The organism is Bacteroides sp. 41_26 (genome assembly GCF_949740115.1).
Classification (GTDB): domain Bacteria; phylum Bacteroidota; class Bacteroidia; order Bacteroidales; family Bacteroidaceae; genus Bacteroides; species Bacteroides nordii.
The window spans coordinates 1-7,879 of sequence record NZ_CATJGZ010000138.1 but is presented as its reverse complement, the minus strand read 5'-3'; the positions used below and the strand labels follow the sequence as shown (position 1 = coordinate 7,879).

The window sequence follows — 7,879 nt, the reverse complement described above, 5'->3', positions numbered from 1 at the left end:
TATTTCAACATCTATTTATTATGATGCAAATCTAAAGGATTAACGCAGATTTTCGCAAAGGGAAACAAATGTATGATAAAGAATTACAGTCTTTTAATCCGCGTTTTATCAGATAAATACCACTCTGTGGAACTCTGTGTTACTCTGTGGTGAAATACTATTTATTTTTTCCCCTTTGCGAAAATCTGCGTTTATCCGCGTTTCATCAAAGATCTAAAAAACTCTGTGTCCTCCGTGTCCTCCGTGGTGAAATACACTTGAAACTATTTCCACAGCCTGATATCCGCTTTTGCCTCTATGCTATCTTCCAGTTCATCGGGTAGCGGGGCAAAGAAGTCCATCCCCGTCAGCGTTTCGATGCTATCTACGCTTACGACGTAGGTGCCCAGAGGTTCTACCGAACGTTCATTGTCGAAAAGGAAGCCGATGGCCCGGGGATTGTCGACGAAAGGCGAGAGAATCACTTTGAAGAATTTCTGTGGCACAACCACCCGGTTTTTCCCTATTTTCTGTGCAGAATCCTCTACGATGGGGCCGCAGATGATAATGATGGCACTGTCGGCTATGGCCCAGTCGCGTATCTTTTCTTCGAGGTCTTTCCATTTCCGCCTGTTCAGTTCGGGGTGTTGCGGGCACATGTTGCTGAAGTAAAACGACTCCTTCATGGCCGTTACGCTCCATTTCATATCGGCAGCCGGGGCCATGTGCCCCTTGTCGTAGCCAGAGCGGGTGTAATCTGCATTGGTGGCGATGACCCCTTTCACCTGTGGGTCGGCAATGAAACGGTCGGTTCTTTGGGCGTTGCCCTGCGTTTCCTGGCGGGTAAGTTCGTAAGCTACCCAGTTGGGCAGTCGCAGGTTTTCATTATAAGATACGGTATATCCGGTGTGACGGATGATCTGTCCCTTTCTGGGGGCGGTCATTACCGGGATTTCCAGTTCCTCGGCTGTGGGGATTTTCTGCTTCTGAGGGATTGAGGCTTTTGAACCTTTATTTGAAGAAGCTTCTGTTTTTTTACCAATAGGTTTTGGTAAGTCTTTGTAGATGGCCCTCTTGGGTTTATTTACTGCGACAATAGGTTGTAGCGTTTTATTATTTTCGTTGTCTTTTGCTCCAGATTGTTGTATGTAGAGATACAGTCCATAAAAAAGTGGTATTAAAGCGATGAAAATAATAATGCAGCCTAACTTGAGTCTGTTCTGAGATTTTCTTTTTTTTAAGGATTTTCTTCCACTCACGATATAATATTTAAGAATTATATATCCTGTCTCTATTCAAAAAAGACAGTTAGAAATAAACAAAGCGCTGACTATATTTTTATAATCAGCGCTTTTATAAATGAGCCGCTAGCCAGACTTGAACTGGCGACCTACGCGTTACGAATGCGTTGCTCTACCAACTGAGCTATAGCGGCAGGAATCGTTTACGGCGTGCAAAATTACAGCTTTATTTGAAAAAACAAAAAGAAAGCCAATCTTTTTTTGATAATAATTATTATAGTGTATTTGTAGTTACTATCAAAGTCTGGTTTCAGCGATTAGTTTTACATTTTCAATATTAATAAAATGTAGTCAGGTGGGAAGAAGCTAATGGAAAAATTTAGTATAAAGAGGACGATGTAGATAAAATAGAATTTACAATATTATGAAATATGGGAGAGCAATAAGACTAAATGTTAAATGTTAAAGAAAATATTTGTTTTGCTAACTCTGAAAAAAAAGCTGATATAAAAATAGCTTAAAGATAGTGATTATATGGAGGACTTGAGCTGTTTTATAGTTGTTTTGCTTTAATATAATATTGATTTTCTGTAGATTGATAGTTGGTAAAAAAGAATTTTTATCTTTGTGCACCGAGATATCATTATGTACTATTTTTGAACATATTTATTCGTTTTAGGTATTTTCTGAAACTTCGGAATGAAATAAATGTATATTATGAAAATAATGTATTATATTTGTGCCCGATTTAAGAAAGAAACTCAAAAAAGATTTATCAGAATATCTTATGCGTAGATTTATCACACTGTTCTTTTTGACGTTTACTTTGACTGGGGCAGTAATGGCACAAATGTCCGATGATCAAGTAATCCAGTATGTGAAAGATGGCCAGAAATCGGGAAAGAATCAAAAGCAGCTTATAACAGAATTGACTGCACGAGGCGTAACCAAACAACAGGCTGAGCGAATAAAAGAACGATACGAAGAGGGCCAAGGGGCCGATGTTGCCGTTGTAGATCAAAGTGTTGCATCACAACAAAGAGAAAGGAGGCAGGATGCTTCTAATGAAGTGACAGCCGGAACATTTGATGTTATCAGTACAGAAGTAAGTGACCCTACTACTAAAGGTACAGCTGCTGCAGCTCGTTTAGTCTTTGGTCGCAATATCTTTAATAGCCGGAATTTGACATTTGAACCTAATGTCAATATGGCTACTCCACCTAATTATCGTTTGGGTCCCGGTGATGAAGTTATTATAGATGTATGGGGAGCCAATGAAGCCAGTATGCGAAAGACCATTTCTCCGGAGGGAAATATAATGGTTAATCTGTTAGGTCCGGTTTATTTGAATGGCATGACCGTTGCAGAAGCAAACAGCTTTCTCAAAAAAGAATTCAGCAAGATTTATTCACAGGTATCAGGTACCAATCCGGAATCTGAAGTACGACTGACGTTAGGACAGATACGCTCCATTCAAATTAATGTAATGGGTGAAGTTGCTGTCCCGGGCACTTATATGCTATCCTCTTTATCTACGGTATTTCATGCGTTGTATCGTGCGGGAGGAGTCAACAATATCGGTAGTTTGCGTAGTATCAGAGTGATGCGTGGTAGTAACTGCATTGCCGACCTGGATGTATACGATTATATCTTAAGAGGAAAATTGTTAGATGATATTCGCTTGATGGAAGGGGATGTAATCATTGTTCCTCCTTATGAGAAGCTGGTTGATATATCGGGTAAGGTGAAACGTCCGATGTATTATGAAATGAAGAAGAACGAAACACTTGCTACTTTGATAAAGTATGCCGGTGGGTTCTCTGGTGATGCTTATACAAAAGGAGTCCGTCTGGTACGTCAGAGTGGACGTGAATACAAGCTGTTCAATATCGACGAAATGGATTATTCCGTATTCCATTTAGACGATGGCGACGCAGTGACTGTAGGTTCTATCCTGGATCGTTTTGAGAATCGTGTTGAAGTTCGCGGAGCTGTTTACCGTAGTGGTATGTATGAGTTAAGTGGCAATATGAATACGGTGAAACAGCTGATCCAGAAAGCAGAAGGTTTGAAAGGTGATGCCTTTTTGAATCGTGCACAATTATTCCGTGAGCATGAAGATTTGACATTAGAAGTTATACCTATTGATCTGAAAGGTATGATGAATGGTTCGGTGGCCGATATTCCTCTTATTAAGAATGATGTATTGGTAATCCCCAGTATCCATGAACTTCAGGAGCGTGGAGCATTTACGATTGGAGGACAGGTTGCACGTCCCGGTACATATCCTTATGCTGAAAATACCACATTAGAAGACCTTATCGTGCAAGCTGGTGGTTTGCTGGAAGCTGCATCTACTGTTAAAATAGATATCTCCCGTCGTTTGAAAGATCCCAAAGGTATGACGTCTACCAGCCGTTTGGGTGAGGTGTTTACTTTCTCTGTAAAAGATGGTTATGTTGTTGACGGAACTCCCGGATTTGTGTTGGAGCCTTATGACGAAGTTATAGTACGTCGTAGCCCTGCTTATCAGGTGCAGCGTAAAGTCAGCGTTTCGGGCGAAGTTGTTTTCGACGGTGGATATACCCTGTTGAAGAAGAGCGAACGTTTGTCTGATTTGGTTGCCCGTTCGGGTGGTTTGACTGCTGATGCGTATGCAAAAGGTGCCCGTCTTATCCGTCGGATGAATGATGAAGAGCGTGCTCTTCGTAGCGCTACTTTGCGTATGGCTATTCATAGTAGCGGTAAAGATTCTGTTGCTTTGGGAAGTCTTGCGTTGAGTGAACAATATACAGTGGGTATTGAACTGGATAAAGCATTACAGAATCCGGGTTCTGATTATGATATGGTACTACGTGAAGGAGATCAGTTGATCGTACCGGAATACTTGAGTACAGTTCGCATTAATGGTGAAGTGATGTATCCCAATACCGTATTATATAAGAAAGGAGCTAAGTTAGGACATTATATTGATCAGGCAGGTGGCTATGGAGCTCGTGCCAAGAAGAGTAAGGCTTATATTGTGTATATGAATGGTACAGTATCAAGGGTGAAACGTTTGCGTAAAGCGAAAATAGAGCCGGGGTGCGAAATCATTATTCCAACGAAGCGTGAGCGCAAGCGTGTGGATATTGCACAAATTATCGGTTTGACTACCTCGGCTGCTTCAATCGGTACAATGGCAGCTACGGTTGCAAATTTATTGAAGAAATAATATAAAAAAACCGTGGATAACATGAACGAAGAAACTGATAAAAATAAAATACCTCAGCCTGTTGAGGAGCAGGAAATAGATTTGATAGAGTTGGCCAAAAAGGTTTGGGCTAACCGTAAATTGGTTTTCAAAACTTGTGGGATTGCTGCAATAGTAGCACTTGTAGTTGCTTTTAGTATCCCTAAAGAGTATGCTACCAGTGTGACACTTGCTCCTGAGACAACAGGAAAATCAACAGGTGGGAGCATGGGAGCTTTGGCTGCTATGGCAGGTGTTAATTTAGGCAATTCCGGAGGAGATGATGCTCTTTTTCCTGATTTGTATCCGGATATTGTAAGTTCGACTCCTTTTCTGACGGAGTTGTTTGATGTAAAGGTAGAAGATCAAAAAGGTGAGTTAAAGACTCGGTTATACGACTATCTGGACGAACATCAAAGAAACCCGTGGTGGGGAACTATTATATCTGCACCATTTAAAGCTTTGGGATGGGTAGTTTCTTTATTTAAAGACGAACCTGTGGGACAGGGAGATGGTAAAGTTAATCCATTTATGCTAACTAAAGATGAGGCTGCTATTGCCGATGCTTTGAGTAAACGCATTTCTGTGTCTGTAGATAAAAAAACTGGGGTGACTACTTTGTCTGTTACTATGCAGGATCCATTGATATCAGCTGCATTGACTGATACTGTGATGCGTCGTTTGCAGAATTATATTACAGATTATCGTACCAATAAAGCCCGCCATGACCTGAAGTTTACTGAAAAATTATATGATGAAGCCAAGGCTAACTATTATGCAGCACAACAAAAGTATGCCCGGTATGCCGATGGTAATCAGAATATCGTTTTACACAGTGTCCGTACGGAACAAGAACGTTTGCAGAATGAGATGAGCCTTGCTTATGGGGTATACAATCAGGTTGCTCAGCAATTGCAGATGGCTAAGGCTAAAGTACAGGAGATTACTCCTGTATATACAGTAGTACAACCAGCGACGGTGCCTTTAAAGCCCGCTAAACCAAATAAAATCATGATTCTTATTGGCTTTGTATTTTTGGCAGGCGTTGGTAGTGTGGGATGGATTCTTTTTGTTAAAGACTTATTAAAGGGATGGAAACAACAAACAGAGAAATAGAAGGAAAAACTTCTTGCTGGTATGCTGTCTATACAGCTGGCAGAGCGGAAAAAAAAGTGAAAGAACGGCTCGATAAAGCTGGCATTGAAAGCTATTTGCCACTTCAGTCTGTAATTCGTTTGTGGAACAATCGTAAGAGAAAGGTAATGATTCCTGTTGTTCCGGGTTATATCTTTGTGCATCTGCCGGTGGGCGATGTTGCTAAGGTTAAAAGTGTAAAAGGGGGTTCTTTCCTGCTACGCGAAGAAGGGCGTTATGTCTCTATTCCGGAATGTCAGATGGAGGTCTTTCGTTCGATGGTAGAGAATGCCGGTGAATTTATTGAATTTGCTGAAGAACTGACTCCGGGAATAACAGTTCGGGTGACTCGGGGACAATTGGAAGGGGCGACCGGTGAGTTGCTTGATTGTCAGGGTAAGAATAAATTAATGCTTCGTATCGCGGGGTTGGGATGTGCATTGGTCACTGTTGCTTCGGATACTATTGAAAAAGTGAAGTAAGCGTTATGAAGTTAATTACTGAAGCTTTGCTGAACACGGTATCCGGACAGGCTAAGGAGAATCCGCGTCTGCGTATGAATTACAACTTCCATGAATCTATGGATGCACCGATTCATCGTATGTTGAATGCGTTGGAACCCGATACATATTTACCTCCGCATCGTCATAAGGATCCGGATAAAGAAGAAATATATCTTGTTCTCCGTGGTAGCCTGCTTGCTATTCTGTTTGATGAAGAAGGAAATGTGACAGAGAAGGTAAACCTGAATCCGGAAAAAGGTATGTATGGAATAGAGATTCCACCTTGTACATGGCACTGTATTGTAGTGCTTGAGCCTGGTACGGTGATATATGAAATAAAGCAGGGGCCTTATGCTCCGTTGACTCCTGAAAATATGGCTCCCTGGGCACCAGATGTGACCGATGGGGAAGGTATAAAAGCTTTTATGAAGCGGATGTCCGAGGGTTAATCCTCGAACATTCTGCTTCGTGCAAGCATGCAAGCTCCTACTATTCCGGCTTTGTCTTTCAGCTTTGAAGTGAGAATAACCGAATCTTTATTCACCAGGTTGAGAGAATATTTTCGAATCGCGGTTTTTATCGGTTGTGTGATATAATCTCCGGTAAGCGACAGAGTGCCTCCGATAATTACCAGTTCCGGATTGAAAATATTGATAAGTCCGGCAATCTGCTTTCCTAATTTTTGCCCGATTTCTTCCACTATTTCGATACAAAGAACATCTTCCTTATTGACAGCTGCAATGATCTCGTCCAGGGTGATAGGATCTTCTGACGAAATGCGGTCGGACAGGATGGAGTTTTCTCCGTTTTTAATACGCTCCAGTAATATGCGGTGCAGCGCCGAACCTGATGCTTCAGTCTCGATACATCCTTTTTTCCCACAGTGGCAAATGATTTCGTTTTCATAAGCACTTACGTGTCCGAACTCACCCGAGAATCCCGATTTTCCGGTGTATATTTTCCCGTCAATGATGATCCCTATACCCAGTCCCCAGCTGACATTGACGAATATAATATTCTTTTCTCCCTTTACGCATCCCTGCATATACTCTCCGTAAGTCATGGCGCGCGTATCATTGTCTATTGTTACTTTATAGCCAAGTTTTTCTGTCAAGACATCCGCCAGCGGGCGTTCTTCAAAATTGAACTGACTGAAACTATAACCCGATTCCGGATTTACCCGCCCTGATACATTTACATTGATATTTAATATTTTCTCTTTATTGATATTGAGTTTTTTTATAAAGTTTGCTATGAGTTTGCACAGTTCATTCAACCCTTCTATTGAATTTTCAAATTGATAGGGGATATTCATTTTGAGTTCCATCATATCTCCTTTAAAGTTGATAAGTCCGATATTGATGGCAAACTTCTTGATATCTACTCCGATGAAGTAGCCGGATTCCGGATTGAGTCCGTACAGATTGGGGTGTCGTCCACCACTTGTTTCCAGCTTACCATAGTCGTTGATATATCCGTCTTCACACATTTCATCTATGAATTTGGTAACGGTTGGCACACTCAAATCCATCTCTTTTGAGAGGTCGGTAATGGTTGAACTACCGTTGTATATATAATGTGTAATGATTCTTTTCTTTACAAGGGCATTTTTGGAGCCCATTTCTATTTCTTTAAGCAGATTATGTTTCATATATGCCATGTTAGTGATTAATGCTGAACAAATATACGGGTATTTTAAATATTTCGTTTCGTTTTAGCTCTTTAATTTATTAATATTCTTTCTTTATTGGTTTATATAAGAAGATATAATAAATAATATAACTTTTATA

6 protein-coding genes and 1 tRNA gene are annotated in these 7,879 nt (G+C 40.8%); 4 read left to right on the top strand and 3 right to left on the bottom strand.

What is annotated here, in order from left to right:
- Window positions 1–263: 263 nt before the first annotated feature.
- Window positions 264–1,238, bottom strand: a complete 975-nt coding sequence (locus QX565_RS20205) for a DNA/RNA non-specific endonuclease (RefSeq protein ID WP_289294145.1) — start codon at window positions 1,236–1,238, stop codon at window positions 264–266.
- A gap of 103 nt (window positions 1,239–1,341) precedes the next feature.
- A tRNA-Thr gene (locus QX565_RS20200) sits at window positions 1,342–1,414 on the bottom strand.
- Between the two features lie 593 nt (window positions 1,415–2,007).
- Between QX565_RS20200 and QX565_RS20195 the strand changes: the two genes are divergently transcribed.
- Genes QX565_RS20195 through QX565_RS20180 form a run of 4 tightly spaced genes read left to right on the top strand, consistent with a single transcriptional unit; the run spans window position 2,008 to window position 6,538 of the window.
- Entirely contained in the window at window positions 2,008–4,434 is a 2,427-nt protein-coding gene (locus tag QX565_RS20195) for an SLBB domain-containing protein (RefSeq protein WP_221649058.1), read from the top strand.
- Between the two features lie 21 nt (window positions 4,435–4,455).
- A complete protein-coding gene (locus tag QX565_RS20190; protein ID WP_221649057.1) occupies window positions 4,456–5,568 on the top strand; it encodes a Wzz/FepE/Etk N-terminal domain-containing protein in 1,113 nt (370 codons plus the stop codon).
- On the top strand, window positions 5,544–6,068 hold the full coding sequence (locus tag QX565_RS20185) for a UpxY family transcription antiterminator (RefSeq protein ID WP_221649056.1): 525 nt from the start codon (window positions 5,544–5,546) through the stop codon (window positions 6,066–6,068). The genes QX565_RS20190 and QX565_RS20185 overlap by 25 nt, the downstream gene beginning before the upstream one ends.
- A gap of 5 nt (window positions 6,069–6,073) precedes the next feature.
- Window positions 6,074–6,538, top strand: coding sequence for a WbuC family cupin fold metalloprotein (locus QX565_RS20180; RefSeq protein WP_221649055.1), 465 nt, complete (start codon window positions 6,074–6,076; stop codon window positions 6,536–6,538).
- On the opposite strand, the gene QX565_RS20175 is transcribed toward QX565_RS20180, so the two are convergent.
- Entirely contained in the window at window positions 6,535–7,740 is a 1,206-nt protein-coding gene (locus QX565_RS20175) for an ROK family transcriptional regulator (protein ID WP_221649054.1), read from the bottom strand. The genes QX565_RS20180 and QX565_RS20175 overlap by 4 nt on opposite strands.
- Window positions 7,741–7,879 lie beyond the last annotated feature (139 nt).

What these genes read in the sequence shown, in the direction of transcription:
- QX565_RS20195 (WP_221649058.1), top strand. Translation starts at nt 2,008, where the DNA reads ATGCGTAGATTTATCACACTGTTCTTTTTGACGTTTACTTTGACTGGG.
- QX565_RS20190 (WP_221649057.1), top strand. Translation starts at nt 4,456, where the DNA reads ATGAACGAAGAAACTGATAAAAATAAAATACCTCAGCCTGTTGAGGAG.
- QX565_RS20185 (WP_221649056.1), top strand. Translation starts at nt 5,544, where the DNA reads ATGGAAACAACAAACAGAGAAATAGAAGGAAAAACTTCTTGCTGGTAT.
- QX565_RS20180 (WP_221649055.1), top strand. Translation starts at nt 6,074, where the DNA reads ATGAAGTTAATTACTGAAGCTTTGCTGAACACGGTATCCGGACAGGCT.
- QX565_RS20175 (WP_221649054.1), bottom strand. Translation starts at nt 7,740, where the DNA reads ATGAAACATAATCTGCTTAAAGAAATAGAAATGGGCTCCAAAAATGCC.